We start from the raw sequence: 24,529 nt of genomic DNA, 5'->3' as shown, positions 1-24,529 counted from the left end.
CCTTGCCATCCATTTCCAGCTCCGCCGTCGTTCTGCGCAGCCAACCTCGCTATGTGCAGCTTGCGCAGACGCTGCTGCGCGATATCGAGAGCGGCCGCTACCCCGTGGGCAAGCAGTTGCCCACCGAGTTCGAGCTGTGCGAACAATTCGGCGTCAGCCGCTCCACCGCGCGCGAAGCCGTGAAGCGGCTGGTGGATCTGGGACTGGTGGTCAGGCAACCCCGCCTGGGCAGCATCGTCCAGGCGACCAAGGTGGTCACGGGCTACAGGCACAGCGTGGCCGAGGTCAGCGACCTGTACCAGTACGCCAACGAAACCACCCTGGTCATCGAAAGCCATGCCGAGGTCGCCATCGATCACCAGCTGGCGCAACTGGTCGAAGGAACCCCGGGAGAGATGTGGCTGCACCTGCGGGGCGTGCGCCATACCGACATGCAATCGCCGCCGATCTCTGTCACCCAGCTCTGGATCCACCCTGCATTCCGCTCGGTGCAAGGGCTCGTGGGCCCCTTGAAGGGTGCGGTGCATGCAGCCATCGAGCAGCAGTTCGGTGAGGTGATCACCGAGGTCCAGCAGGAAATCCAGGCGGTGCTTCTGACCCGGGAACAGGCCGACGCCCTGGGCGCCGAAGCGGGAAGCGCCGGCCTGCAGGTGACGCGGCGCTACCGCAACCGCCTCAACAAGCTGGTCGAGGCAGCGGTCAGCGTGCATCCCGCGGACCGCTTCAGCTACACCACCGTCTTGCGCCGCGAGTGGGGTGTTCCAGCCAACAAAGCCACCCAGCAGCCATGAAGAGCTGGCTGCCCCTGGCCATTACCCTTGCCATCCAGGCGATGGTGGCGATGGCACTGCTGACGCTGCCGGTGATGGCGATCGAGGTGGCCCAGACCCTGAACGTCAAGCCCGCCCTGGTCGGCCTCTACGTGGCGATCGTCTACATAGGCGCCATGGCGGCCAGCCTGGCTGCGGGCACTGCCGTGAAGCGATGGGGCGCCATCCGGGTCAGCCAGCTGGGGTTGCTGCTTTGCGCCGCCGGGCTGGCGCTGTGCATGCTGCCCCATCTGCCGGCCATGGTCGTGGGCGCCTTCCTGATCGGCCTGGGGTATGGCCCGATCACTCCGGCCAGCTCCCACCTGCTGGCGAAAACCACCAGCCAGCAGCACATGTCGCTGGTGTTCTCGGTCAAGCAGACCGGCGTGCCGCTGGGCGGCGTCCTGGCGGGAGCCGTCGTGCCGTCGCTGGCGGTGCAAATCGGCTGGCAGGCCGCATTGCTGTGCGTGGCGGCAGCCTGCCTGGGCTGCATCGCGCTGGCCCAGCCGCTGTGCAAGAGCCTCGATGACGACCGGGACCCGGGCCAGCGCCTGGGTTTCGGGAATCTGGCGGACCCCATCCGCCTGGTCTTGCAGCACCCTGCCCTGCGCAGGCTTGCCGCCTGCTCCTTCATGTTCTCGATGGTGCAGCTCTCGCTGACCACGTATCTGGCCACCTACCTGAACCTGACGCTGGGCTATGGCCTGGTGGCGGCAGGCGCCGCGCTCTCCTTCGCACAGGTCGGCGGCATGTTCGGCCGCGTGCTCTGGGGAGGAGTCGCCGACCGATGGACGGGCGCCCTGCCGATGCTCGCCGGGTTGGCCGTCCTCATGGCCGCCGCGGCACTGGCCACGGCCGCGCTGGGCCCCAGCCTGCCCTCCTGGCTCATCCTGCTGGTGCTGGTGGTCTTCGGCATGACGGCCATTGGCTGGAACGGCGTGTACCTGGCCGAGGTCGCGCGCCAGGCACCGGCTGGCCTGGCGGGAGTGGCCACGGGCGGCGCGCTGGCGATCACCTTCCTGGGCGTGGTGCTGGGGCCCCCGGTCTTCGGCGCCATCGCCGAGATCGCGGGCAGCTACCGCGCCGCCTATGCGGCGCTGGCCGTGCCCACGCTGCTGTGCGCGCTGAGCCTGGTCAGGAGGCGCCGCGCGGCGCCAGCGGTTCAGACCCCATGAAAAGGGCGGCACGCCCACGCCCCAAGCCATCCAAGGAGACAAGATGCCAGACCGCAGCTACCTATTCGTGCCCGGCGACCGCCCCGATCGCTTTGAAAAAGCCCTGGACACGGGAGCGCACGCCGTCATCCTGGACCTGGAGGATGCGGTCCAGCCCGAGCGCAAGGATGCCGCGCGGCAGAAGGTGGCCGAATGGCTGGCCGGCGCGGGCAGACCGGTCTACGTGCGCATCAATGCATTCGGCACGCCATGGCACATGCCCGATCGCGAGCTTCTGAAGCATGCCAGTGTCCGCGGCGTCATGCTCCCCAAATCCGAGGATCCCGGCCAGCTGCAGCAGCTGGCCTCCCTGCTGCAACCCGGCCAGACCCTGCTGCCACTGATCGAGACGGTGGAAGGCTGGTTCAACATCCAGGCGATCTCCCAAGGTCCCTGCGTGGAGCGCCTGGCCTTTGGCTCCGTGGATTTCATGGCGGATTCCGGCATTCAGGGCGACGGTGCGGAACTCGATGCCGTGCGCACCCTTCTGGTCCTGCATTCCAGGCGCGCGGGCCTGCTGGCGCCCATCGACGGGGTGTCCCTTGCCATCAACGACCAGGAACGGCTCAGGGCCGATGTCCTGCGGTCCAGGAAATGGGGATTCGGCGCGAAACTGTGCATCCACCCGGGCCAGATCACTGCCGTTCACGAGGGCTTCGCGCCCAGCGAGCAGGAAATCCAGTGGGCCCGCAAGGTTCTGCAGGCACTGGAAAAGGGCCAGGCAGGCGCCATTGCGGTCGACGGCAAGCTGGTCGACAAGCCCGTGATACTGCTGGCGCAAAGCATTCTGGCGGAGTGAGCGGCTGCCACCCAGGCCAATTGCCACCAGACACAGTCTCCGCCTGAGCCGGACCATCCCTTCGGGCGGCAAGGCACACGCGCCTGCATCGTTTCGCATCCCCGTGCACGCGCAGCACACCGCCTCTCTTCCAGGGATCGGCGGCTGTCTTTCCCCCTTGCATGCCTGGCACGGGCCGACGAATGCCTGCGCCACTATGCAGCGCCGTGTTCTTCCCACGGGAGGCGAACGCATCGCGACGCCGATGGAGTGGGACGGGCCACGGCTTCTGGCAGCGTCCATCTTGCCCAGCGGAAACCAATGCGTGTCCGGCAGCGCCTCCTGGCTGTATTCGTTTGGCCTGTCCGGCAGGGGCACGCATGGCGAACTGTTCAGCGACAGCACGCTGATCGTCGGCTTCGGCTTGGCCACGAACGCCAAGGGCGCGCCCAAGATCCTGGTGCGGACCAGCGGCAATGCAACCCAGGTCAGGGACGGCACGGGCCTGGGCGGCGCGCCCATCGTCAAGCCGGCGCGGCGCGTTTCCTGGCGGGAACTGCATTAGCGCGATTCACAGGAGGGCGATGCCAGCGCGGGAAGAGATACCGGCGGTGGCACGAGGACAACACAAGGAAGCAATGCACTTCATGAATCTTTACAATTGAATATAATTGAGATTGATTCTCAATCATTAACCCAACTGCGCAATGGCGCAGGACCGCATGGCCTTCCCCGGATCCGCTTCACCGATCGAAGCGCTATACAACAATCACCACTCCTGGCTGCTGTCCTGGCTGAGGCGCCGTCTGGGGGATGCGGGCGATGCGGCGGATCTGGCGCATGACACCTTCCTGAAGCTGCTGGCGTCCTCGCGCGGGGCGGCGCTGGGCGATGAGCCGCGCGCATTCCTCACCCATGTGGCCAAGGGACTGGTGATCGATCTGTGGCGCAGGCGCGAGCTCGAGCGCGCGTATCTGGAGGCGATCGCCCATCTTCCCCAGGCGCATGCACCCTCGCCCGAAACGCAGATGCTGGTCGTCGAGGCCCTGCTGCAGATCGACCGGCTGCTGGCAGGGCTGGCGCCGCGCACACGCGAAATATTCCTGCTGGCGCAGCTCGATGGCCTGACGCTGCAGCAGATAGCCGGGCAGATGGCCATGCCGGTGATCACGGTACGCCGCCATATCCACAAGGCCCTGGTCACCTGCATGAGCGCCCTGTGATGGCCGAAGCCGCCAAGGACCAGATCCTGCTGGGCGAGGCCGCGGACTGGCTGATCGCCCTGCACTATGAGAAGCCTTCGGCGCAGGACATGGCCGCGTTTCACCGCTGGCACGCGCAAAGCGGCGCGCATGGCGCGGCCTGGAGCCGGGCGCAGGCGATGCTTGGAGCCTTCGCGCAGGTGCCGCCGGAAGTCTGCAGGAAGGCGCTGGCCAGCCGGCCGCGGCCGGACCGGCGCAAGAGCCTGGGCCTGCTGGGCGCGCTGCTGGTCGCGGCGCCGGCCGGCTGGCTCGCATGGAAGGAGCTGTACTGGCGCGACTGGATGGCGGACCAGGTCACGGCCACCGGCGAGCAGCGCACGCTCGCCCTGCCGGACGGCTCGCAGCTGACGCTGAACACGGCCAGCGCGGTGGCCATCCGCTTCACCGGCGAGGCGCGGCGCGTGCGGCTTCTGGCGGGCGAGATCCTCGTCACCACGCATGCGGACCCATCGCCCAGCCACCGGCCGTTCCTGGTGCAGACCCGCCAGGGCACGCTGCGGGCGCTGGGCACGCGCTTCAGCGTGCGCCAGCTCGACCAGCGCAGCACGCGGGTTGCGGTCTTCGAGCATGCGGTGGCCATCAAGACGGTTCAAGGCGGGGCCGCAATGGTTCCCGCAGGCCAGGCCGCGGACTTCGGTGCCGGCGATATCGGCGCCTTCACGGCGGTGGAGCCCAGCGCCGCGCTGTGGGAGCGCGGCATGCTGCTGGCCAGGAACATGCGCCTGGCCGACGTGGTGGCCGAGCTGGCGCGCTTTCGCAGCGGCGCCGTGCACTGCGCCCCGGCCGTGGCCGGGCTGCGGGTGTCGGGCGCGCTGTCGCTCAAGGACACCGACGCCAGCCTGGCGCTGCTGGCGCAGTCGCTGCCGGTACGCATCATGTTCCTGGCTGGGGGCGCCATCGGCGTGGGGCCGCGCCAGTAGGAATATTTGCGCCGGGGGTGATCACTTTTGCGCTCTCGTCCGGTGTACATGGCAACGGCACTTCGAAAGCAAAGGCCGGCATCCCCAATCACAAGGACGAGAAGCAATGAGACCCCTGCAACAACGCAGCCCCTGGCCCAGCGAGCGCTTTGCGCTGGCCATCCTCACCGGCGCCCTGCGCGCCGCACTGGGCAGCGCCGCCATCGGCATGACGCTGGCCGCGCCCGCGGCGCTGGCAGCCGAGCCCTCCGCCGGCGCGCAGCACCATGCCATCGCGGCAGGCCCGCTGTCCGACGTGCTGGCGCAATACGCCGCGGCCACCGGCGTGCAGCTGGTCTTCGAGCCGGCCCTGCTCGCCGATCGGCGCAGCGCCGGGCTGCAGGGCCGCTACACCGAGGCCGAGGGCTTCGCGCAGCTGCTGCGCGGCAGCGGCTACGAGGCCGTCCGGCAAGGCCAGACCGGCTATGTGCTGCGCCGCTCGGCCACGCCCGTTGCATCCACCACCACGCTGGATGCCGTCACCGTCACCGCCGCGGCAGTGCCCAGCGGCACCACCGAAGGCAGCGGCAGCTACGCGGCGCGCAGCTCCAGCACCAGCAGCAAGCTGAACCTGTCGCAGCGCGAGACGCCGCAGACCCTCACGGTGATCACGCGCGAGCAGCTGGACGATGCCGGCCTGACCACGGTGGACGACGCGCTGCGCGCGGTGAGCGGCGTTTTTGCATTGGACGGCGGCAGCATCGGCAGCAATTTCTACAGCCGCGGCTTCAGCCTGCAGGCCCAGGTCGACGGCATGAACACGCCTGCCGGCATCGACAGCGGCAACCGCTCGCCGCTGTATGACACGGCCTTCGTGGACCGCGTCGAGGTGCTGCAGGGCGCGGCCGGGCTGCTGACCGGCGCCGGCAGCCCGGGCGGCACCGTCAACATGGTGCTCAAGCGCCCCACCAGCAGCTTCCAGGCGCAGGCCGAGGTGCAGGTGGGATCGTGGAACGAACGCCGCGTGGTCGGCGATGTGTCGACCCCGCTGACGGAGTCGGGCCACGTGCGCGGCCGCCTGGTGGCGCTGGCGGACAAGAGCGACTCCTTCACCGACTATGTCTACCGCGACCGGCAGGCGCTCTACGGCATCGTCGAGGCGGACCTGACGTCCACCACCACGCTCAGCGCCAGCGTGCTGACGCAAAAGGACGAGAGCCGCGGGCATTTCGGCGTGCCGTTCGCGGCCAATGGCAGCGATGCGGGATTGTCCCGGTCGTCGTTCTGGGGCGATGCCGACCACCGCTCGGTCCGCGACTACACGATCTACACCGTGGGCCTGACGCAGCAGCTGGGCGACGAGTGGAGCCTCAAGGCCAACTACTCCTGGCAGAAGACCGACAACGACATCCACCACTTCAGCAGCCTCTCGGGCGGGCTGAACCCCGCCACCGGCGCCGGCCTGTCCATCGGCAGCCGCCAGACCGATTATTTCTCGGTGCTGCACAGCAACGTCGTGGACGTGTATGCCTCCGGCCCCTTCGAGCTGCTGGGACGCAGGCATGAGCTGACGGTGGGCCTCAACGGCACCAGCGTGCGCGACGAGAACAACGGCACCGGCTACTCCGGCGCGACGCCCATCAATGTCAACACCTTCGATCCCGCGGCGCTGGGACCGATCCGGGGCGGCACGCCCTCGCGCGCCCATACCAAGACCCGGAACCTGGGCATGTACGGCGTGGCGCGCTGGAGCCTGACGGACGCGCTCAAGCTGATCACCGGCGTGCGCGTGAGCGACTACCGGCGCACCAACGTCGTCACCGGCGCCGTGTCGCCCCAGGAGACCGGCGAGGTCACGCCCTATGCGGGGCTGGTCTACGACATCAACGCGCAGTACTCGGCCTATGCCAGCTACTCGGACATCATGAATCCGCAGGCCAACCGCAGCAAGGACGGTGAAGTGCTGCAGCCCGTGACGGGCAAGAACTACGAGCTGGGCGTCAAGGGCGAGCTGCTGGACAAGCGCCTGAATGTGTCCGCTGCCGTGTTCCACCTGGCGCAATCGGGCCTGGCGGTGGTGGACGATTCGGTGCCGAACAACCCCAGCAATGCCTGCGGCGGACGCTGCTACACCGCCGCCGGCAAGGTGGTGAGCCAGGGGCTGGACCTGGGTGTGAACGGGCAGATCCGCCCCGGGCTCAACCTCGCCGCCGGCTACACCTATACCAGCGCGGAATATATCGAAGGCCCGCAAAAGGACCAGCGCTTTCGCACCGAGCAGCCGCGCCACAGCTTGCGCGTGGCGGCCAATTACCAGCTGCCCGGCACGCAATGGTCGGTGGGCGGCAATGTCGCGGCCACCGGCAGGAGCTACAAGAGCGGCGGCACGGGCGCGGCGGCCTGGACCATCGAGCAGGGCTCGCTGGTGCTGCTGGGCCTGCAGGCGAAATACCGCATCACGCCGCAGACACAGCTGAACCTGGCGGTCAGCAATCTGGCGGACCGCAGCTACCGCCATCTCTACGGCCGCGAGTACGCGCCCTACGGCGAGCCGCGCAAGTTCACGGCCAGCCTGCGGCACGACTTCTGATGGCGGCCATGATGAGGAACACCAGGGCCGTGGCCGCGGCGCTTCTTGCCGGAGCGCTCACCTTCGGCGCCTGGGCGCAGGAGGCGCAGCCGGCCGCACCTCAGCCGGCCACGCCTCAGCCGGCCGCGCCCGGCTACGTCATGCCCTCGACCCAGGTCTGGGACATGGCTTCCGCCAGCGGCGAGATGTACCGCATCTTCGTCTCCGCCCCATCGGGCGGCGAGCCGCCCAAGGGCGGTTATCCGGTGCTGTACGTGCTGGACGGCAACGCCTATTTCGGCTCCTTTGCGCAGGCGCGCTGGGTGCAGGAATACCTGCCGGTGGGCAAGGCGATCGTGGTCGGCGTCGGCTACCCCGGGGACAAGGCCTGGGACGTGCGCCGCATGAACGACTACACGGCGCAGCTGCGCGATCCGCCGCCGCCCGAAACCCGGGCCTTCGCGAAGTACGGGAGCGGCGCGCGCAAGGAGTTCCTGGACTTCATGACCGGGCCGCTGCGCGCCGAGATCGCGCGGCGCCATCCCGTCAACCCCGAGCGACAGTCGCTGTTCGGCCACTCCTTTGGCGGGCTGTTCGCGCTGTATGCGCTCTACGAGCGTCCCGAGGCCTTCCAGGCCATCGTCGCGGCCAGCCCGTCGATGGAGTGGAATGCGCAGAACATCCTCGATGACGAGCGCGCGTTCACCGAGAGGATGATGGCGGGAAAGATCGCCAGGACCAGCCGCCTGATGGTGGTCGTGGGCGACCGCGATGCCGATGGCGACCCGGAATCGGGGCGGCTGCTGGCAGACCGGCTCGAGCGCCTGTCGGGCTGGGGCCTGCGCGTGCGCCTGCGCCGCTACCCCGAAGAGGTGCATGCCAGCGTGCCCGCGCAGTCGGTCAACGACACGCTGCGGTTTGCCTTCGAGCTGCGCTGAAGGCCCCGTGCAGGGCGCCCGGCGCGGGCTCACTGCACCAGCTTGAGCACCTCCTGCAGCTGTTCCAGCCCCACCGGCTTGACCAGATGCGCGTCCACGCCGGCGTCCATGGAACGCTGGCGGTCCTCGGGCTGGCCCCAGCCGCTGACCACCACCAGGGTGGGGCACTGCGCGCCATGGGCCGCGCGCAGGCGGCGTGCCAGCTCGTAGCCGTCCATGTCGGGCATGCCGATGTCCAGCAGGACCAGGCCGGGAGTGAATTCGGCAGCGGCCTTCAAGCCCGAAGCGCCGTCATGCGCAGTGCGCACCTCCATGCCCAGCAGGTCCAGCAACATGCTCAGGCCCTCGGCGGCATCGACGTTGTCGTCCACCACCAGCACGCGTCTGCGCTCCAGCGCGGGCACGTCAGCCGGCCCCAGGAACGGGGCTGGCGGCTCGGGCAGCGCGGGCGCCAGCAGCAGCGGCAGGCGCACGGTGAACACGCTGCCCTGCCCCGGGCCGGCGCTTTGGGCCTCCACGCTTCCACCCTGCATCTCGACCAGGCCGCGCACCAGCGTCAGGCCGATGCCGATGCCGCCCTGCGCCATGTTGGAGGTCTGCGCCGCCTGGGCGAAGAGGTCGAAGATGCGCGGCAGCATGTCCTGGGAAATGCCCCGGCCGTTGTCCTCGACGACGATCAGCGCATCGTTGCCGTCGCGCTCGGCGCGCAGGCAGATGCGCCCGCCCTGGTCGGTGTATTTGGCGGCGTTGTTCAGCAGGTTGGCGATGATCTGGGACAGGCGCACCGGATCGGCATGCACCCTCAGGACTTCGCCCGGCAGGTCCAGCACCAGACGGTGGTGGCGCGCGTCCAGCAGCGGCCTGCAGGTATCGACCGCGCCATGCAGCGCCGCGGCCAGCTCCACCGGTTCGGGCCGCAGCTCGACCTTGCCGCCGGAGATGCGCGAGACCTCGAGCAGGTCATCGACCAGGCGCACCATGTGGTCGACCTGGCGCTGCAGCATCGGCAGCAGCCTGGCCACGGTGGCGGGGTCCCCCTGCGACAGCTGCAGCACGTTCAGGCCACTGCGCACCGGCGCCAGCGGGTTGCGCAGCTCGTGCGCGAGGATGGCGAGGAATTCATCCTTGCGCTGGCTCGCCTGGCGCTGCTCGAGCTCGAAGCGCTGGCGCTCCGAGATGTCCTTGAACAGCACCGCCACCTGGTGCTCCCCGGGCGCGCCGATGCGAAAGGCATAGACGTCGTAATAGCGGTTGAGCGCCTCGGCGGGGAACTCGAAGCGGCGCGATTCGCCGGTCTTGGCGATCTCGCCATATACCTCGAACCACCATTCTTCGTGCTCCGGCGCGATGGCACGCATCGAGCGTCCCACGGCGTCCTGGATGCCGGTGTGCCGCTCGAATGCCTGGTTGACCTCCAGGAAGATGTAGTCGCTGCCCTTGCCTTCGGCATCGAACTCCATGCGGATGACGCAGTAGCCCTCGTCGATGGAGTCGAAGAGCGTGTGGTAGCGCTGCTGGCTCAGGCGCAACGCCTGTTCGGCCTCCTTGCGCGCCGTGATGTCGCTGGCCGCGCCGAACCATTCGACCACTTCGCCGTCGGCATCGAGCACCGGCATGGCGCGCGAATGCGCCCAGCCCATGCTGCCGTCGACGCGGATCACCGGGTGCTCCATCTCGAAGACGCTCTTTTGCTCCACCGCCTCGCGGATGGCCTGCCGCACCGCGGGCTGGTCCTGATCCGGGATGTACCGGCCCATCCAGTGGTCGGTGGGCGCATGCACGTCGGGCAGGAAGCCGCGCCCCTGCAGGTGCCGGATCTCGCTCCAGTCCGGGCCCATGCAGTAGACGACCTCCGAGGTGGCCCCGAGAAAGAGCCGCAGGCGTTCCTCGTTCTCGGCCACGGCTCTGTGGTAGTCCTGGCGCTCCAGGTAGTCGCCCGCCTGGTGCGCCAGCAGCTGCAGGATGCCGATTTCGGCCTCGCCGGGCATGGCGGTCCAGGGATAGAACAGCGCCAGCATGCCCAGCAGTTCGCCCGTGCGGGTACGCAGGGGCAGCGACACCACCGACTGCAGCCCGGCCTCGCGCAGCAGCTCGAGCCATGGCCGATGTGCGGCAGGAGCCTCGTCCAGGCCGTCGAGCCGGGGGGTATGCAGGTGGGATTGCTGCAGGGCGGCCGCGGCAAGGGCCGCCGCGTCCCTGGCACACGGCGAGCGCAGCAGCGCGGCGGCAGCGGCGTCGAGCTGGCAGTCCAGGAACTCGGGAGTGTCGCGTTGCGCACCGAAGACATGCAGGCTGCCGGCGCCGGCATAGGCCAGGGTGGTGGCGGCCTCGAGCACGCGCTGCAGGCAATCGTGCCGGTTGCTGGACTGGCGCGCGCAGTAGATCGCCACCTCGTGGAACTTGGTGATCACTTCAAGGGCGCGCTCGGTGGCGCGCAGACGTTCATACATGCACAGACTCCTGGGGGGCATGAAGGGCCGGCGCGTCCCATGACATCTCGCGGGCATTGAACCGGATTATCCATGGATGTAAACCCTTAGCGCTTGCCCCGTGCACTGCCCTCGCGCAAAGGGCATCCGTGCCTACAGCAAGGCCGGCGGCCACAAGCGAGCGTACGGCGGCTGCGGGACCCCCTAGAATCCAGGCATGCAAATCTACTGGGCGCTCTGGGCAGGTGTCTTGGCTGCGCTCATCGCGGCCGCCACCTGGATCGAATACAACGGCATCGTGCGCCGCATCGACGGCGCCAACGGCTTCATTTTGCTGATGATCGGCATCACCTGCGCCATGACGCTGCCGCTGGGCGGCGCCATCGCCTGGTATTTCGAGGGCTTCGCCACCGCCGCCAAGGTGGTGCTGATCACCGGCGCCGGGCTGGGCGCGGCGTTCTGGGTGGCGCTGCGCTGGCTTGGCGCCCGCGCCAAGCGGCCCCATTGACAGCCGCTCAACAGCCCGTGCCCGGGCGGCGCAACAGATAGATATCCATGATCCAGCCATGCTCCTGGCGCGCCTGCGCGCGCCGGGCGCTGATCTCGGCCGCCGCCTGCGGCAGCCGGCCGTGCAGCAGGATCTGCTGCGGCATGCCCAGATAGGCGCCCCAATAGATTTCCACATCGGGCAGGTGCACCTGCTCATAGGAGCACTGCCCGTCCAGCATCACCACCAGCGTGCCGATGCACTCGGGCCAGCCCTGGTCGCGCAGCTGGCGGCCCGTCGTGACCAGAAAGGGCGCGCCGATCTCATTGAGCGCGATGCCATGCGCGCTGCACAGCACCTGCATCGAGCTGATGCCCGGCACGACGCGCACCTGCGCCGCAGCCAGCCCCAGGCGCGCGGCAATGCGCAGGGTGCTGTCGTAGAGCGCCGGGTCGCCCCAGACCAGCAGCGCCACGCGTCCCGTGCCCGCGGGCAGATGCGCGCTCAGGCTGGCCTGCCAGCGCCGGGCGATGGCGTCGTGCCATTCATCGACCTGCTGGCCATAGTCGTCTCCCTGCTGGCGCCGCTGGGGCATCTCGAAATGCGCGATGCGCTCGTCGCCCACGCCCAGCTGCTGCAGCATGGTGAGGCGCACCTGCGCCAGCTCGGCCTTGTTCGCCTCCTTGTGCGGCAGCAGCACCAGATCGGCGTTGCGGATCGCGTTCTCGGCTTCGCGCGTGAGGTGATCGGGGTTGCCGGTGCCGATGCCGACCAGGAACAGCTCCAGCATCAGAGGCCCTCGCCGGCCGTTGGAAACCGCGGCGCCTCGCCGCGCGGGCGGTAGCGCCGGTCGTAGTCGTTGGCGTAGAGGCGGCTCAGGCCGAAGCCCTCCTGGCTCAGCGTGGAGCCGACCAGTATCAGCGCGCTGCGCTGCAGTGCATTGCCCTGCGCGGCCGCCGCAATCCCGCCGACACGCGTGCGCACGATCACTTCATCGGGCCACGAGGCGCGCCAGACGATGGCCGCCGGGCAGTCCGCGCCATAGTGGTCCAGCAGCTCGCGCTGCACCTGATCGGCCACATGCACCGACAGGTGGATGGCCAGCACCGCGCCGGTGGCGGCAAAGGCCGCCAGGGTCTCGCCGCCGGGCATGCTCGACGCGCGCCCCGAGGTGCGCGTGAGCACCACCGACTGGCACGACCCGGGCAGCGTCAGCTCCGCGCCCAGCGCCGCCGCGGCGGCGCTGAACGAGGGCACGCCGGGCGTCACGGTATAGGGAATGCCCTCCTCGCGCAGGCAGCGCAGCTGCTCGCCCATCGCCGACCAGATGCTCAGGTCGCCCGAATGCAGGCGCGCCACGTCCTGGCCCCTGGCATGGGCTTCACGCATTTCGGCAACGATGTTCTCGAGCGACAGCGGCGCGGTATCGACCAGATGCGCGCCCGGCGGGCAGTGCGCCAGCAGTTCGGTGGGCACCAGCGAACCGGCATAGAGGCACACCGGGCTCGCGGCCAGCAGGTCCCGGCCGCGCACGGTGATGAGATCGGCGGCGCCCGGGCCGGCGCCAATGAAGTGGACTGTCACGGATGAACTCCTGTTTCTGAATATTCTTGCGGCAGCGCCAGGCCGGCGATGGCCAGCGTGGCTAGCCGGTCTGCCGACACGATGCGTCGCAGCAGCAGATGGGCCTGCGCTCCCTGCTGGCGCGCGGCATGCAGCGCCAGCGCCTCGCAGACGCTGCCGGTGGCAAAGCGCGCCACCAGGCGGGGCGATGCCGAAGGCGTATCGATGGACGCAATGGCGTTTTCGGGCCAGGCACTGCAACCGGCCTCGGGTACCGCGGCGCTGCGCCAAGCCTCGAACTCGTGCCAAGCCGGGGTCTCGCGCCTGGATTGCAGCAACGCGAAATGCCATTCGCCCTGCGATGGCTGCGCGCAGGCCTGTGCCCAGCAGCTGGCAAAGGATTGCCGCTGCGCCGCGGCGCGCCAGCCCCAGCCGGCGAAAAGCGGCCTCATCGCTGCCACACCCACTGCACGACGGGCCGTGCCGCCTGCCACGATTGCATGCTGCCCAGCGGCACCGCCTCGCTCCACTGCAGCTGCAGCAGCTGCCCGCCGCAGGTGCGGTGCAGCGCCATCAGCAGCGCCTGGGTTTCCAGCGCCACGGCATTCACCACCAGGCGCCAGGGTGCCTGCAGTTGCGCGCACAGCGCATCGAACAGCGCGCGGTCAAAGCCGCCGCCCACGAACACCGCCTGCGGCGCGGGGCCGAGCCGGGGCAGCAGCGCCAGCGAGTCGCCCTGCAGCACCTGCAGATCCACCGCGTGGCGCGCGGCGTTCTGCGCGATATTGGCGACGCGCGCCGCATGCTGCTCCACGCACACTGCCGTGCCGCCCGCCAGGCACCATTCGACGGCCACCGAACCCGAACCCGCGCCCAGATCCCACAGCCGCTCGCCGCGGCGCGGCGCGAGCGCCGCCAGCGTCATCGCGCGCACGGGGCTCTTGGTGATCTGGCCGTCATGCGCAAAGCTGTCGATGGAGCGGCCCGGCACCTGCACGAAGCCCTGGCCGCCGCGCGCGTCGAAGGCCGCGGCCACGGGGGCTTCTACCCGAGCGCCCACAAGCTCCTGCGCCCTGCCTTCGCGCACCGTCTGCGCATCGCTGCCGGCCTGCGAGACCAGCCACATCGGGCTCTCGCCCCAGCCCTGCTGCTGCAGCCACGCGGCCAGCTCCGATGCCGCCGCGCCGTCGCGCAGCAGGCAGATAAAGCGCTGCCCCGGCGCCAGCAGCGGTGTGAGATGTTCGAAGCTGCGCGCATGCAGCCCCAGGCAACGGGTTTGCTCCTGCGGCCAGCCCAGGGTGCCCGCAATCCACGAGAATGTCGAGGGCTGCGGATGGTTGCGCCACTCGCCGGGCGCAAGATGCCGGGCCAGCGACGTGCCCGCGCCGAAATGAAAGGGATCGCCCGACACCAGCACCGCGACGCGCGCCTGATGGCGCAGCTGCAGCACCGGCGCGGCGCTGAAGGGCACGGGCCAGGCCTGGCCGCGCGCGCCGACCCCGGCCAGCGCGAGGTGGCGCGGGCTGCCGAACACCACGCTGGCCGCATCGAGATCGCGCCGGGCGGCGGCGCTCAGGGCCTCCAGGCCGGATGGATGAATACCAATGATTGAAAGCCACGCATCGGCCATGCCACAGGTTCTCCTCTTAGGGGGCACGCTGGATGCCCATGTTCTGTCGACGCTGCTGCAGGCCGCGGGCGTGCGCGCCATCTATTCCTATGCGGGCGTGACGCAGACGCGCCGCACCCCGGCGCTGCCCACGCGCGTCGGCGGCTTTGGCGGCGTCGAGGGGTTGGTGCAGTATCTGCGGGAGCAGCGCATCACGCAGGTGATCGACGCCACCCACCCCTTTGCCGCGCAGATGAGCCGCAACGCCATCGGCGCCTGCGCAGCGCTGGGCATTCCCCTGCTGGCCATGGAGCGCCCGGCCTGGCAGGCCCAGCCCGGCGACCAGTGGCAGCATGTGCCCGACATGGCGGCCGCGGCCGAGGCACTGGCCCCGCATATGCAGCGTGTGTTTCTGGCCATCGGCCGCAAGCAGCTGGCGGCATTTGCACCGCAGGCCGCGCCGCGGCGCTTCGTGCTGCGCATCATCGACAAGACCGGCGAGCCCCTGCCCCTGCCCGCATCGAGCTACGAACTGCTGATCGCGCGCGGGCCGTTCGCACTGGCCGACGAACGTGCCCTGCTGCAGCGCCATGCGATCGACTGCATCGTCAGCAAGAACGCCGGCGGCGCCGACACCTACGCCAAGATCGGGGCCGCGCGCGAACTGGGCGTTCCGGTCGTGATGGTGGACCGCCCGCAGCTGCCCGCGCGCCTGCGCTGCGAAACGCCGCAGCAGGCCATGCAGTGGCTGGCCGGCCAGCGCTGAGGGTTCAAGCATCGGGATAGCTGCGCGGCGTGTAGACATGGCGCCCCACCCTGCGCGTCAGGCTGCTGCCGACGATCACCACCGTGCGCATGTCGGCCATATCGGCTTGCACCTGCGCCAGCGGCAGCACGTCGAGCGTCTCGTCGGCCCGGCTGACATTGCGCGCGAAGCAGACCAGCCGCCCGGGCTCGCACTCCTGCTGCAGCACCCGCAGCGCGCGCGCGAAGCCCTCGGGCCGCGACCTGGAGCAGGGGTTGTAGAACGCCATGGCGAAATCCGCCTGCGCCGCCAGGCGGATGCGCCGCTCGATCACGGCGGCCGGCTTGAGGTTGTCCGACAGGTTGATGGTGCAGAAGTCATGCCCCAGCGGCGCGCCCAGGCGCGCGGCCGCGGCCAGCATGGCGGTGATGCCGGGCTGCACCTCGATATCGACCGCAGCCCAGCGCTGGCGCTGCTCCGGCGTGGCCATGTCCAGCACCTCGAATACCGCGCTGGCCATCGCGAACACCCCCGGGTCGCCCGAGGACAGCATCAGCACCTGGCGCCCGCTGGCCGCCAGATCCAGCGCCTGCCGCGCGCGCCCGAGTTCCTCGCGGTTGTCGCTGGCATGCAGCCGCAAATGATCCATGCCGGCCAGCCGCTCTACATAGGGAAAATAGCCAAAGGCATCGGTGGCCGCGGCAATGCTGGCGCGCACCTGGTCGGTGACCAGCGCGGCATCGCCGGGGCCCAGGCCCACGACAGTCAGGCGTCCAGTCGTCATGCGTCGCGCCTCACATGTCATTGGCCGGGCGCCGGCCCTGGCCGTGCACGATCACGATGGAGAAATACGGACAGCGCTCGGGCGCCGCATGCAGCGGCATGACCTGCTGGTCGGCCATGGTGCCGTTGATCACCAGCCAGGCCTGCGCAAGCTTGCCCTGCTCGGCCAGCAGCGCGCGGATGCGCCCCAGGTGGCGGCCGACCTTCATGATGACCAGCGCGTCGGAGCGCGCAATGTGCTCGCGCAGCGGCGCGTCGGGCAGCGTCGCCGGCAGCACGCTCAGCACATCGTCGCCCCAGGTGACGGGAATGCCCGTCGCATGCCAGCAGCCGACCATGCCCGGAATGCCGGCCAGCACCTCCACCTCCGCCCCCGCCTGGCGCAGCCGCACATACAGGTGCATGAACGAGCCATAGAGAAAGGGGTCACCCTCGCACAGCACGATCACGTCTTCGCCCTGCGCCAGCTGCGTCAGCCGCGTCTGCCAGTCGAGATAGAAATCCGACAGCTGCGCGATGTAGCGCGGGTCGTCGTGCGGAATCTCGGTCGTGAGCGGGTACTCCATCGGGTACTCCGTCACTTCGGCATGCAGCATGCCGTTCACGAGCTGCCGTGCCTTGCCCGGGTGGCCGCGCTTGCGGAAATAGGCGACCTGGCGCGCATTGCGCAGCAGCCGGTCGGCCTTCACGCTCATCAGTTCGGGATCGCCCGGGCCCAGCCCGACGCAGATGATCTTGCCGCGGTTCATGCGCTGCTCCTCACTCGGCCGGCGAGGCCAGCGCATTGACCGCGGCGACGGTGATGGCCGAGCCGCCCAGGCGCCCCTGCACGATGGCAAAGGGAATGCGCCCCCACTCGCGCAACGCGTCCTTGGACTCCGCCGCGCCGACGAAACCCACCGGGCAGCCGATGATCGCCGCGGGGCGCGGGCAGGCCGGGTCCTCGAGCATGTTGAGCAGATGGAACAGCGCCGTCGGGGCATTGCCGATGGCCACCACCGCGCCACCGAGCCGGTCGCGCCACAGCTCCAGCGCCGCGGCGCTGCGCGTGTTGCCGATCAGCGCCGCCAGCGCCGGTACATGCGGGTCCTGCAGCGTGCAGACCACCTCGTTGCCGGCCGGCAGGCGCTTGCGCGTGATGCCTTCGCTGACCATGCGCGCATCGCAGAGGATGGGCGCGCCGCGCTGCAGCGCGGCCTCGGCGGCGGCGGCGAAATCGGGCGAGAAATGGATATGCGCGGCCAGCTCCACCATGCCCGCGGCATGGATCATGCGCACCGCCACGCGCTCTTCCAGCGGAGTGAAGCGCGCCAGATCGGCCTCGCTGCGGATGATGCGAAAGGATTGCCGGTAAATCTCTTCACCGCGCGTTTCATAGGTATGGGTCATGGAGCAGTCTTGTTATCTCCGCTGGCGCTCTGTCGGCAGCCACGGAGGAAATCGGGGTGCGGGGCGCATTGCCGCGGCTGATATGCAGCAGCGCCTTGCCACCGGCATCGGGGCCCGCGCAAAGCACGGCCGAGGCTTCGGCAGGCAGCGCGCAGAACTTGGCGCAGCCGCTGACATGCAGATGCCGGTGGCGCGGCACATCGCCGGCAAGCGCCAGTGCCAGGGTTTGCGCTGCCACCAGGCCCTGGGTGCAGCGCGGCGCGCCGGTGCAGGCGGACACGCGCAGGCGCGCGTCATCGGGACGGGTGATCCAGTGCGCAGCATCCAGCGGGGTGATGGCGCGATCGGCCAGCAGCAGCGAACGCCAGGGCGTGACGCGCAGTTCGGCATCCGCGGGCAGTTGCCTTGCCAGCTCCTGCATGGCCGCGGCATCGATGCGGCCCAGCGGCGCGCCCAGCACCTGGCCATGGGCGGCATGCGGGCCGGGGAGCAAGGGATCGGCGCGCTGCATCAGCGCCGCGTGCAACGGCGCCCCTACCTGCGGCGTGCGCTGGGCCAGCAATCCGCGCAAGCGCGTGGGCGCGGGCGCCGTCGTCATGCGTTCGCGCGCAAACCAGAGAGCCAGCTGCACGGCGGCATCCACGGCCTCTTCGGCGCGCGCAAAGCCATGCCATTGCGCCGTACCGCCCAACGCCAGGCCGTAACCCGCATCTTGGTCCACCCAGAGCTGAAGGTCCGCGCCAATGCTCTGCATGCGCCGCGCCGGATCGTCCACCAGCAGCCCGAATTTGCTGGGCAGCGCCTGCAGGCCGGCACGCGCCAACGCCGCCGGGCTCAGGTGTTCGATCGCGGCCTGCGACAACTGCCGCGCCAGCGCATGGGTGGCATCACCGCGCCGGTACAGGGCCGTGCAATGCACCGCCGGCGCGAGATCGGCATCGGCGTCGGCAGGCACCAGCCCGGCCTCGATCAGCCGTGCGCGCACGACCGGCAGCTGCGCCGTGCCCACGCCGCGCAGCTGCACATTGCCCAGCCGCGTCAGTTCGATCTGCGGATGCGCATGCGCCAGCGCCGATACCGCCAGCACGCGCCACTGCGCGGCGCTGACGGCCGCGCAGTGCGGACGCACGCGCACGATCCAGCCGTCCTGCGCGCGCATGGGCTGCCAGGCAGTGGGGCACCAGCCCTGGACCTGGATGGACTGCGTCATGGGGAAATGGGCGCGCCGTGCGGCGTATCGACGCCCGGCGCAGGTCCTGCCCATGCGGACGGACAGCCAGATGCTTGCTGCATGCAAAATCAATCGTCAGTCGGGCCGCTTCCCGGGCCGGATGGATGAATAGTGCAGAGGGAGAGAAATCGAGGGGCGCGGCTGCGGGCAGCCGGTCACCAGGCTACTGCATTCCCGCTGCGCCTTGGGTTCACACCAGGCCGGTCTCCGGACTCGCAGAGCTCAACCCGGGGGCCGAAGCCTCGACACGCCTTCCCGCTTGCGCAGTGGCTGCCCGGGCCGTGGGGCCGGGGCGTGCATCGAGGCACTCTGATTACCGTTGCGGGTGCAGTGCAGGCTTTGTGGCATGTCCACGCACCTGCTTCCCGTTTCATTCCAGGCGCGCAATGCGCCATGGAACACCTGTGATCGGGGCGGATTTTACGCGATGTCGGCAGCTTGCGCCCGGCGCGGCCGGCGAGGCGCGGCCGGCGAGGCGCGGCCGGCTAGGCGCGGGAGCTCAGCGCAGGAAGCGTTCGGCCAGCTGGCTCCAGAAAGCCGCGCCATAGGGAAGGTTGACGTCGTTGAAGTCGTACCTGGGGTTGTGCAGGCCGCGCCCGCCATCCGCGGGGCCGTTGCCGATGCGCACCAGCGCGCCCGGGCAGCGCTGCAGCATGTACGCGAAGTCCTCGCTGCCCATGAGGCGCGGGAAGTCGCGTTCCACGCCCTCCTCGCCCACCAGATCGGCCGCCACCTGCGCCGCCAGCTCCACGGCAGCGGCGTCGTTCACCACCACCGGGTAGCCCTCGACATAGTCGATCTCCGCGCGGCAGCCATGCCCCTCGGCCACGCCCGCGATCAGCGCGCAGATGCGCTCCTTGAGCAGCGCGCGCATTTCCGGGGAGAACGAGCGCACGCTGATGCCGATCTCGGCCTCGGCCGGGATCACGTTGAGCGCATCGCCGGCGCGCAGCCGGCCCACGGTGACCACCGCCGATTCCGCCGGATCGACATTGCGCGCCACCACGGTCTGCAAGGCGGTGACGATGGCCGCTGCCGCGACCAGCGGATCCACGGCCAGGTGCGGGCGCGCCGCATGGCCGCCGACGCCGATGATCTTCACGAACACCCGGTCGCCCGCGGCCATGAAGGCGCCGCTGCGCAGCAGAAACCGTCCTTGGGGAATGCCGGGATGGTTGTGCATCGCGTAGACCGCATCGCAGGGGAAGCGCTCGAACAGGCCGGCATCGACCATGGCCTTGCCGCCGCTGTCGAAGCCGCGCTCCTCGGCCGGCTGGAAGATCAGGTGCAGCGTGCCGCTGAAGCGGCGCTGGCGCGCCAGGTACCTGGCCGCGCCCAGCAGCATCGTCATGTGGCCGTCATGGCCGCAGGCATGCATGCGGCCCGGAACGCAGCTCGCGTGCGCCGCGCCCGTGGCCTCCTCGATGGGCAGCGCATCCATGTCGGCGCGGATGCCCAGGCGGCGCGCGCCCTCCCCCACGCGCAGCGTGCCGACCAGGCCGGTGCCGCCAAGGCCGCGCGTGACCTCGTAACCCCATTCCTGCAGCTTGCCGGCGATGAAATCGGAGGTCCCATGCTCGGCAAAGGCCAGCTCGGGATGGCGGTGCAGATGGCGGCGGATGGCGACCAGCTCCTGCTCGTAGGGCAGCAGCTGCTCGATGCGGGTGTACTGGGTCATTCGAGAACGATGTTGTTGGCCTTGGCGATGCGCTGGTAGAACTTGATGCGCTCGGCAATCTCCGCGCGGTAGGCCTGCGGCGTGACGTCTTCGGGGACCATCATGCCCTTTTCCACCCAGGTGGCCTGGGTCGCCGGGTCCTGCAGCACCTTGCGCGTGGCCTGGTACAGGCGCTCGATGATCGCCGGGGGCGTGTTGGCGGGCGCGGCCAGGCCGGTCCAGGAGGTCAGGTTCAAGTCGGGCAGCTTGAGTTCGGCAAAGGTCGGCACGTCGGGCAGCTGCGGCACGCGCTGCGGCGCGGCCACGGCCAGCGCGCGCAGCTTGCCGTTGCGGATGTTGCCCAGGTTCGACGACAGGTTGTTCCAGGTCAGCTGCACCTGCCCGGCGATCAGGTCGGTCACCGCCACGCCGGCGCCGCGGTACGGGATGTGCGTCATCGGCAGCTTCGCCTGGGTCTTCAGCAGTTCCATGCTCAGGTGCGAGACCGAGCCGGTGCCGGCACTGGCGTAGTTCAGCTTGCCGGGGTTGGCCTGGGCATATTTGACGAGTTCCGCGAAGCTGCGCACCGGCAGGTCGGCGTTGACCAGCAGCACGTTCGCCAGCCGATCGATCAGCGTGATCGGCGCGAAATCCTTGACCGCGTCGTAAGGCAGGTTCGGGTTCACCGCCGGGTTCACGACATGGGTGCTCTGCGAGGTCACGACCAGCGTGTAGCCATCGGGGCGCGCCTTGGCCACATGGACCGAGCCCATGGTGCCTCCGGCGCCGCCCTTGTTGTCGACGACCACCGGCACGCCCAGCTCGCGGCTCAGGCGGTCGGCCATCAGCCGGCCCGAATTGTCGACCGAGCCGCCCGGCGTGAACGGCACGACCAGCGTGATCGGCTTGGAAGGATATGCGGCTTGGGCATGTGCTGCCGCCAGCGGCGCCAGGGTGCCGGCTGCCGCCAGGCTTACGAATTCGCGTCGGTTGAATTGCATGGGTTTGCCTCGATGAAGATGGCGCGATGGTATGAACGCCGCAGCGCGCCGGCAAACGACAATTTCATCCAGAGCGATGACATGATGTAATCGCCGCATCATGAAGATCCATTCCCCCTCGCTGGTCGAGCTGCATGCCTTTCTCGCGGTCTGTCGCCAGGGCAGCTTTCGCCGCGCCGCCGAGGAGCTGTGCGTGACGCAGGCGGCGGTGAGCCGCGCGGTGAAGCGGCTGGAGGAGCATCTGGCCGGCGGACGGCTGTTCGAGCGGCTGGCCACGGGCGTGGCGCTCACGCCACGCGGAGTGCAGCTGCGCAAGCTCACCGAGCGGCATGTGCTGGCGCTTGAATCGGCGGCCGAGACCATGGGCCAGCAGGCGCAGCCCCAGCGCGTGCGGCTGAGCGTGATTCCCACGCTGGGCATCCAGTGGCTGATGCCGCGACTGCCCGGCTTCAACGCGCGCCATCCCGATGTCAGCGTGGAGCTGCGCCAGTTCAAGCACGACGAGGATTTCACGCGCGACGACGTCGATCTGTGGATAGAGGTCAAGAGGCCGCGCCGGCGCTGGCCCGACCATATCCACACGCGCTACCTGCTCGGGCGCGAGCTGATTCCGGTGTGCACTCCGCGCCTGAGCCAGGGCTTTCGCACGCCGCAGGACCTGCAGCACGCCAGCCTGCTGCACCACACCAACTTCCCGGACAACTGGGAGCGCTGGTTCGCCAAGGCCGGCGCGCCCTGCACGCCGCGGCTCGGGCCGGGCTTCGATCTGACGATGCATCTGATCGTGGCCGCCAAGGCCGGCATGGGCGTCGCGGTGGTGCCGGGCTGCGTGGTCGAGCGCGAGCTGCAGCTCGGCGAGCTGGTCATGCCCTTCGACATCGATGTCTATTGCGGGCGCGGCTATTTCATCTGCAGCAAGCGCGATGTTCCGTCCTTCGCCGCCCGGGACAGGTTCGCCCGCTGGCTCGACGAGCAGGCCAGCGTGCACCTGGGCGCGGCCACGGCGGTCTAGGCCCGCGCCCTGCGCCAAGCCGCTGGCTCAGGCGGCGCGGCGCATCCCCACGTCGAATGCCGCGTCCGGCACCCGGCCTATGGCGCGGAAGGCTGGCTTGGCAAACAGGTAGCCCTGCATCAAGTGGATGCCCGTATCCCAGAGGAAGTCGCGCTCCGCCGTGGTCTCGATGCCCTCCGCGATGACCTGGATGCGCAGCTCCTCGCACAGGCGCACCAGGCTGCGCACGATGGCCTGGCGCGCGCGGTGCGTGTCGATGTCGCGGATCAGGTCCATGTCCAGCTTGATGATGTCGGGCTGGAAGTCCGCCAGCAGCTTCATGCCGGCGTAGCCGGCGCCGAAGTCGTCGATGGCGGTCTTGAAGCCGCAGCGCTTGTACTCGCGCAGGATCTCGGCAAACCACGGACCGTCCTTCACGCGCTCGCCCTCGGTCACCTCGAAGATGATCCTGTCGAGTGGAAAGCCATGCGCCTTCGCCGCCGCCAGCGTGGTGCGGATGCACAGCTCGGGCTTGTAGATCGCATTGGGCAGGAAATTGATAGACACCGCCTGCCCGATGCCCAGCTCGGCCGCGCCCTTGATGGCCTTGACGCGGCAGGCCTGGTCGAAGCGGTAGCAGTTCTTCTCGTCGAGCTGCGACAGCACTGTCATCGCGCCTTCACCGCCGGGGCCGCGCACCAGGGCTTCGTGCGCGAACACCGTGCGGCTGGCCAGGTCCACGATGGGCTGGTAGGCGAAGTCGAACCGGAAGGGTAGGCGCTCCCCCCTGGCACAGTCTTCGCAATCCTGCGGCGTGCCGCTCAGCGCGATGAAATCGATGGGAAAGGACGCGGGGGCCGGGGTGGTGGGAAGCAAGTGCATGGCGATAGGGCGCAGGGCGGAATGCTACCAATGTAACGCCTCACTTTCATCCTGATTCACTTTAATTGCCGCCCCTACGTCGACATGGCGCACCGGCCTACGAATATGCCGCCATATGCCGATCGGGCGCTATCTAATGCAATCTTCTTCTTTGGATTCCTGCAGCGTGGAAGCTAGCATTGGCTGCAATGGAACACGCCTTCCGACAGGCCCTTCGCCGGTGCCTTCGCCAGGGCATCTTCCATGCGGTGCGGATCCAAGCAGCAAGCCCAGGACTCCTGCTTGGACCCGCACCGCGCCTTGCCGGGGGAGCTCAGTTCTCGAGCGTGATCTTCGCCGCCTTGATGCGCGCGCCCCAGCGTGCGGGGTCATCGGCCACGATCTTCTCGAAGTCCTTGCCATAGGTGCCCGTGGGGCTGTAGCCCAGCGTGACCAGGCGCTGGCGCACCTCGGGCACGCGCACCGCATCCGAGGCGGCCTTGCCCCAGGCGGCCACCTGTTCATTGGAGGTGTTGGCGGAGGTGACGAAGCCGATCCAGCCCACGAGTTCGTTCATCGAGGCAAAGCCCTGCTCGCCGAAGGTGGGCACATCGGGGAAGGCCTCGGAGCGCGTGGCGCCGGTCACGGCCAGCGCGCGCAGCTTGCCGTCCTTGCCCAGGTGCTGGCCCGCGGCGCCAAAGTCCGCCACCACCGAATCCACCTGGCTGCCCATCAGGTCGTTGAGCGCGGGTGCCGTGCCCTTGTAGGGCACATGCACCAGCTTGAGCCCGGCGGCGCTGCTGAAGGCTTCGCCCACCACGTGGCTGGCGGTGCCGGAGCCGTAGGAGCCGAAGCTCTGCGGATTGCGTTTGGACAGCGCGACATAGTCGGCCAGGTTCTTTGCCGGATGGTTCGCATTGACCAGCAGCACCAGCGGCGTCGTTCCCAGCTGCACCACCGGCTTGACATCCTTGACGCTGTCGTAGGGCACCTTCATCAGATGCGGCACGATGGCCACCGTCGAGCCCAGCAGCAGGCCGAAGGTCGGGTTGCCGGCCGGCGCGCGCACCACGTCGCCCAGCGCCAGCGTGCCCGAGGCACCGGGCTTGTTCTCGGCCACGATGGTGACGTTGAGTGACTTGCTCATCTCGTTGGCCACGGCGCGGCCCACGGTGTCGGAGCCGCCGCCTGGCGCCAGCGGCAGCACCATGCGCACCGGCTTGCCCGATTGCGCCAGCGCCAGGCCGGATACCGCCACCATGCCGGCGGCCACCATCATCTTCAGAACGTTGCGCTTGGAATCCATGTCTCGTC

The 24,529-nt window shown here is 69.3% G+C and carries 24 protein-coding genes and 1 riboswitch; of the genes, 11 read left to right on the top strand and 13 right to left on the bottom strand.

Translation table 11 applies throughout. From position 1 onward, the window contains the following. Positions 1–2: 2 nt before the first annotated feature. The 8 genes from M9799_RS12185 to M9799_RS12150 all read left to right on the top strand — a co-directional run bounded on the left by M9799_RS12185 (position 3) and on the right by M9799_RS12150 (position 8,469). Complete coding sequence (locus tag M9799_RS12185) at positions 3–791, top strand: GntR family transcriptional regulator (RefSeq protein WP_231041945.1); 789 nt, start codon at positions 3–5, stop codon at positions 789–791. Further along, complete coding sequence (locus M9799_RS12180) at positions 788–1,984, top strand: MFS transporter (RefSeq protein ID WP_231041944.1); 1,197 nt, start codon at positions 788–790, stop codon at positions 1,982–1,984. Before M9799_RS12185 ends, M9799_RS12180 begins: the two co-directional genes overlap by 4 nt. A gap of 43 nt (positions 1,985–2,027) precedes the next feature. Next, a complete protein-coding gene (locus tag M9799_RS12175; RefSeq protein WP_231041943.1) occupies positions 2,028–2,822 on the top strand; it encodes an HpcH/HpaI aldolase/citrate lyase family protein in 795 nt (264 codons plus the stop codon). Between the two features lie 304 nt (positions 2,823–3,126). Beyond that, positions 3,127–3,366, top strand: coding sequence for a hypothetical protein (locus tag M9799_RS12170; RefSeq protein ID WP_231041942.1), 240 nt, complete (start codon positions 3,127–3,129; stop codon positions 3,364–3,366). A 142-nt stretch (positions 3,367–3,508) separates the two neighbouring features. Then, a complete protein-coding gene (locus M9799_RS12165) occupies positions 3,509–4,024 on the top strand; it encodes a sigma-70 family RNA polymerase sigma factor (RefSeq protein ID WP_231041941.1) in 516 nt (171 codons plus the stop codon). Next, positions 4,024–4,983, top strand: coding sequence for a FecR domain-containing protein (locus M9799_RS12160; protein ID WP_231041940.1), 960 nt, complete (start codon positions 4,024–4,026; stop codon positions 4,981–4,983). Before M9799_RS12165 ends, M9799_RS12160 begins: the two co-directional genes overlap by 1 nt. 106 nt (positions 4,984–5,089) lie before the next feature. Further along, on the top strand, positions 5,090–7,552 hold the full coding sequence (locus M9799_RS12155; RefSeq protein ID WP_231041939.1) for a TonB-dependent siderophore receptor: 2,463 nt from the start codon (positions 5,090–5,092) through the stop codon (positions 7,550–7,552). Positions 7,553–7,560: 8 nt separating this feature from the next. Further along, positions 7,561–8,469 (top strand): alpha/beta hydrolase, encoded by a 909-nt coding sequence (locus M9799_RS12150; protein ID WP_231041938.1) that lies wholly within the window; start codon positions 7,561–7,563, stop codon positions 8,467–8,469. A gap of 29 nt (positions 8,470–8,498) precedes the next feature. Here M9799_RS12150 and M9799_RS12145 read toward each other — a convergent pair whose 3' ends face one another. Then, on the bottom strand, positions 8,499–10,919 hold the full coding sequence (locus M9799_RS12145) for a hybrid sensor histidine kinase/response regulator (RefSeq protein ID WP_231041937.1): 2,421 nt from the start codon (positions 10,917–10,919) through the stop codon (positions 8,499–8,501). Positions 10,920–11,115: 196 nt separating this feature from the next. On the opposite strand from M9799_RS12145, the gene M9799_RS12140 reads away from it, so the two are divergent. Then, positions 11,116–11,406, top strand: coding sequence for a hypothetical protein (locus tag M9799_RS12140; RefSeq protein WP_231041936.1), 291 nt, complete (start codon positions 11,116–11,118; stop codon positions 11,404–11,406). Positions 11,407–11,413: 7 nt separating this feature from the next. Here M9799_RS12140 and cobF read toward each other — a convergent pair whose 3' ends face one another. The 4 genes from cobF to cbiE are packed head-to-tail and all read right to left on the bottom strand — an operon-like array spanning position 11,414 to position 14,578. Further along, a complete protein-coding gene (gene cobF / locus M9799_RS12135) occupies positions 11,414–12,175 on the bottom strand; it encodes a precorrin-6A synthase (deacetylating) (RefSeq protein WP_231041935.1) in 762 nt (253 codons plus the stop codon). Next, the gene (cobM, locus tag M9799_RS12130) at positions 12,175–12,969 is read right to left on the bottom strand and encodes a precorrin-4 C(11)-methyltransferase (RefSeq protein ID WP_231041934.1); all 795 of its coding nucleotides are present in this window, start codon (positions 12,967–12,969) and stop codon (positions 12,175–12,177) included. The genes cobF and cobM overlap by 1 nt, the downstream gene beginning before the upstream one ends. Continuing rightward, positions 12,966–13,400 carry a cobalamin biosynthesis protein gene (locus M9799_RS12125; RefSeq protein WP_231041933.1) on the bottom strand — a complete coding sequence of 145 codons (435 nt, stop codon included), beginning with the start codon at positions 13,398–13,400 and terminating at the stop codon, positions 12,966–12,968. The genes cobM and M9799_RS12125 overlap by 4 nt, the downstream gene beginning before the upstream one ends. Next, positions 13,397–14,578 (bottom strand): precorrin-6y C5,15-methyltransferase (decarboxylating) subunit CbiE, encoded by a 1,182-nt coding sequence (gene cbiE, locus M9799_RS12120; RefSeq protein WP_231041932.1) that lies wholly within the window; start codon positions 14,576–14,578, stop codon positions 13,397–13,399. Before cbiE ends, M9799_RS12125 begins: the two co-directional genes overlap by 4 nt. Between cbiE and M9799_RS12115 the strand changes: the two genes are divergently transcribed. Then, positions 14,577–15,323 (top strand): cobalt-precorrin-6A reductase, encoded by a 747-nt coding sequence (locus tag M9799_RS12115; protein ID WP_231041931.1) that lies wholly within the window; start codon positions 14,577–14,579, stop codon positions 15,321–15,323. The two genes, cbiE and M9799_RS12115, sit on opposite strands and share 2 nt — an antisense overlap. A 4-nt stretch (positions 15,324–15,327) precedes the next feature. Here M9799_RS12115 and cobJ read toward each other — a convergent pair whose 3' ends face one another. The 6 genes from cobJ to M9799_RS12085 all read right to left on the bottom strand — a co-directional run bounded on the left by cobJ (position 15,328) and on the right by M9799_RS12085 (position 21,363). Beyond that, a complete protein-coding gene (gene cobJ, locus M9799_RS12110) occupies positions 15,328–16,086 on the bottom strand; it encodes a precorrin-3B C(17)-methyltransferase (RefSeq protein ID WP_231041930.1) in 759 nt (252 codons plus the stop codon). Between the two features lie 10 nt (positions 16,087–16,096). Then, positions 16,097–16,834, bottom strand: a complete 738-nt coding sequence (gene cobI, locus M9799_RS12105) for a precorrin-2 C(20)-methyltransferase (protein WP_231041929.1) — start codon at positions 16,832–16,834, stop codon at positions 16,097–16,099. Positions 16,835–16,844: 10 nt separating this feature from the next. Further along, positions 16,845–17,474, bottom strand: coding sequence for a precorrin-8X methylmutase (locus tag M9799_RS12100; RefSeq protein ID WP_231041928.1), 630 nt, complete (start codon positions 17,472–17,474; stop codon positions 16,845–16,847). Beyond that, positions 17,458–18,684 (bottom strand): nitrite reductase, encoded by a 1,227-nt coding sequence (locus tag M9799_RS12095; RefSeq protein ID WP_231041927.1) that lies wholly within the window; start codon positions 18,682–18,684, stop codon positions 17,458–17,460. Before M9799_RS12095 ends, M9799_RS12100 begins: the two co-directional genes overlap by 17 nt. 205 nt (positions 18,685–18,889) lie before the next feature. Then, a riboswitch (cobalamin riboswitch) is annotated at positions 18,890–19,126 on the bottom strand. Between the two features lie 78 nt (positions 19,127–19,204). Continuing rightward, on the bottom strand, positions 19,205–20,383 hold the full coding sequence (locus M9799_RS12090; protein WP_231041926.1) for a M20 aminoacylase family protein: 1,179 nt from the start codon (positions 20,381–20,383) through the stop codon (positions 19,205–19,207). Beyond that, the gene (locus M9799_RS12085) at positions 20,380–21,363 is read right to left on the bottom strand and encodes a Bug family tripartite tricarboxylate transporter substrate binding protein (protein ID WP_231041925.1); all 984 of its coding nucleotides are present in this window, start codon (positions 21,361–21,363) and stop codon (positions 20,380–20,382) included. Before M9799_RS12085 ends, M9799_RS12090 begins: the two co-directional genes overlap by 4 nt. A gap of 100 nt (positions 21,364–21,463) precedes the next feature. Here M9799_RS12085 and M9799_RS12080 point away from each other — a divergent pair, with 100 nt between their 5' ends. Continuing rightward, entirely contained in the window at positions 21,464–22,375 is a 912-nt protein-coding gene (locus tag M9799_RS12080; protein ID WP_231041924.1) for a LysR substrate-binding domain-containing protein, read from the top strand. Positions 22,376–22,402: 27 nt separating this feature from the next. Here the strand turns inward: M9799_RS12080 and M9799_RS12075 are convergent, their stop codons facing one another. Both M9799_RS12075 and M9799_RS12070 read right to left on the bottom strand, forming a co-directional pair. Continuing rightward, on the bottom strand, positions 22,403–23,236 hold the full coding sequence (locus tag M9799_RS12075) for an EAL domain-containing protein (RefSeq protein WP_231041923.1): 834 nt from the start codon (positions 23,234–23,236) through the stop codon (positions 22,403–22,405). Between the two features lie 313 nt (positions 23,237–23,549). Continuing rightward, the gene (locus M9799_RS12070) at positions 23,550–24,521 is read right to left on the bottom strand and encodes a Bug family tripartite tricarboxylate transporter substrate binding protein (protein ID WP_231041922.1); all 972 of its coding nucleotides are present in this window, start codon (positions 24,519–24,521) and stop codon (positions 23,550–23,552) included. Positions 24,522–24,529 lie beyond the last annotated feature (8 nt).

Source organism: Comamonas endophytica, from assembly GCF_023634805.2.
In the GTDB taxonomy this organism is placed as follows: Bacteria; Pseudomonadota; Gammaproteobacteria; order Burkholderiales; family Burkholderiaceae_C; genus Comamonas; species Comamonas endophytica.
This window is presented reverse-complemented; position numbering and strand designations above follow the sequence as displayed.

Coding starts and splice junctions, on each gene's coding strand:
- M9799_RS12140 (WP_231041936.1), top strand. CDS start 11,116: ATGCAAATCTACTGGGCGCTCTGGGCAGGTGTCTTGGCTGCGCTCATC.
- M9799_RS12100 (WP_231041928.1), bottom strand. CDS start 17,474: ATGACCCATACCTATGAAACGCGCGGTGAAGAGATTTACCGGCAATCC.
- M9799_RS12145 (WP_231041937.1), bottom strand. CDS start 10,919: ATGTATGAACGTCTGCGCGCCACCGAGCGCGCCCTTGAAGTGATCACC.
- M9799_RS12175 (WP_231041943.1), top strand. CDS start 2,028: ATGCCAGACCGCAGCTACCTATTCGTGCCCGGCGACCGCCCCGATCGC.
- M9799_RS12180 (WP_231041944.1), top strand. CDS start 788: ATGAAGAGCTGGCTGCCCCTGGCCATTACCCTTGCCATCCAGGCGATG.
- cobF (WP_231041935.1), bottom strand. CDS start 12,175: ATGCTGGAGCTGTTCCTGGTCGGCATCGGCACCGGCAACCCCGATCAC.
- M9799_RS12165 (WP_231041941.1), top strand. CDS start 3,509: ATGGCGCAGGACCGCATGGCCTTCCCCGGATCCGCTTCACCGATCGAA.
- M9799_RS12070 (WP_231041922.1), bottom strand. CDS start 24,521: ATGGATTCCAAGCGCAACGTTCTGAAGATGATGGTGGCCGCCGGCATG.
- M9799_RS12090 (WP_231041926.1), bottom strand. CDS start 20,383: ATGACCCAGTACACCCGCATCGAGCAGCTGCTGCCCTACGAGCAGGAG.
- M9799_RS12160 (WP_231041940.1), top strand. CDS start 4,024: ATGGCCGAAGCCGCCAAGGACCAGATCCTGCTGGGCGAGGCCGCGGAC.
- M9799_RS12095 (WP_231041927.1), bottom strand. CDS start 18,684: ATGACGCAGTCCATCCAGGTCCAGGGCTGGTGCCCCACTGCCTGGCAG.
- M9799_RS12075 (WP_231041923.1), bottom strand. CDS start 23,236: ATGCACTTGCTTCCCACCACCCCGGCCCCCGCGTCCTTTCCCATCGAT.
- cobJ (WP_231041930.1), bottom strand. CDS start 16,086: ATGACGACTGGACGCCTGACTGTCGTGGGCCTGGGCCCCGGCGATGCC.
- M9799_RS12085 (WP_231041925.1), bottom strand. CDS start 21,363: ATGCAATTCAACCGACGCGAATTCGTAAGCCTGGCGGCAGCCGGCACC.
- cobI (WP_231041929.1), bottom strand. CDS start 16,834: ATGAACCGCGGCAAGATCATCTGCGTCGGGCTGGGCCCGGGCGATCCC.
- M9799_RS12150 (WP_231041938.1), top strand. CDS start 7,561: ATGATGAGGAACACCAGGGCCGTGGCCGCGGCGCTTCTTGCCGGAGCG.
- M9799_RS12125 (WP_231041933.1), bottom strand. CDS start 13,400: ATGAGGCCGCTTTTCGCCGGCTGGGGCTGGCGCGCCGCGGCGCAGCGG.
- M9799_RS12115 (WP_231041931.1), top strand. CDS start 14,577: ATGCCACAGGTTCTCCTCTTAGGGGGCACGCTGGATGCCCATGTTCTG.
- M9799_RS12080 (WP_231041924.1), top strand. CDS start 21,464: ATGAAGATCCATTCCCCCTCGCTGGTCGAGCTGCATGCCTTTCTCGCG.
- M9799_RS12155 (WP_231041939.1), top strand. CDS start 5,090: ATGAGACCCCTGCAACAACGCAGCCCCTGGCCCAGCGAGCGCTTTGCG.
- cbiE (WP_231041932.1), bottom strand. CDS start 14,578: ATGGCCGATGCGTGGCTTTCAATCATTGGTATTCATCCATCCGGCCTG.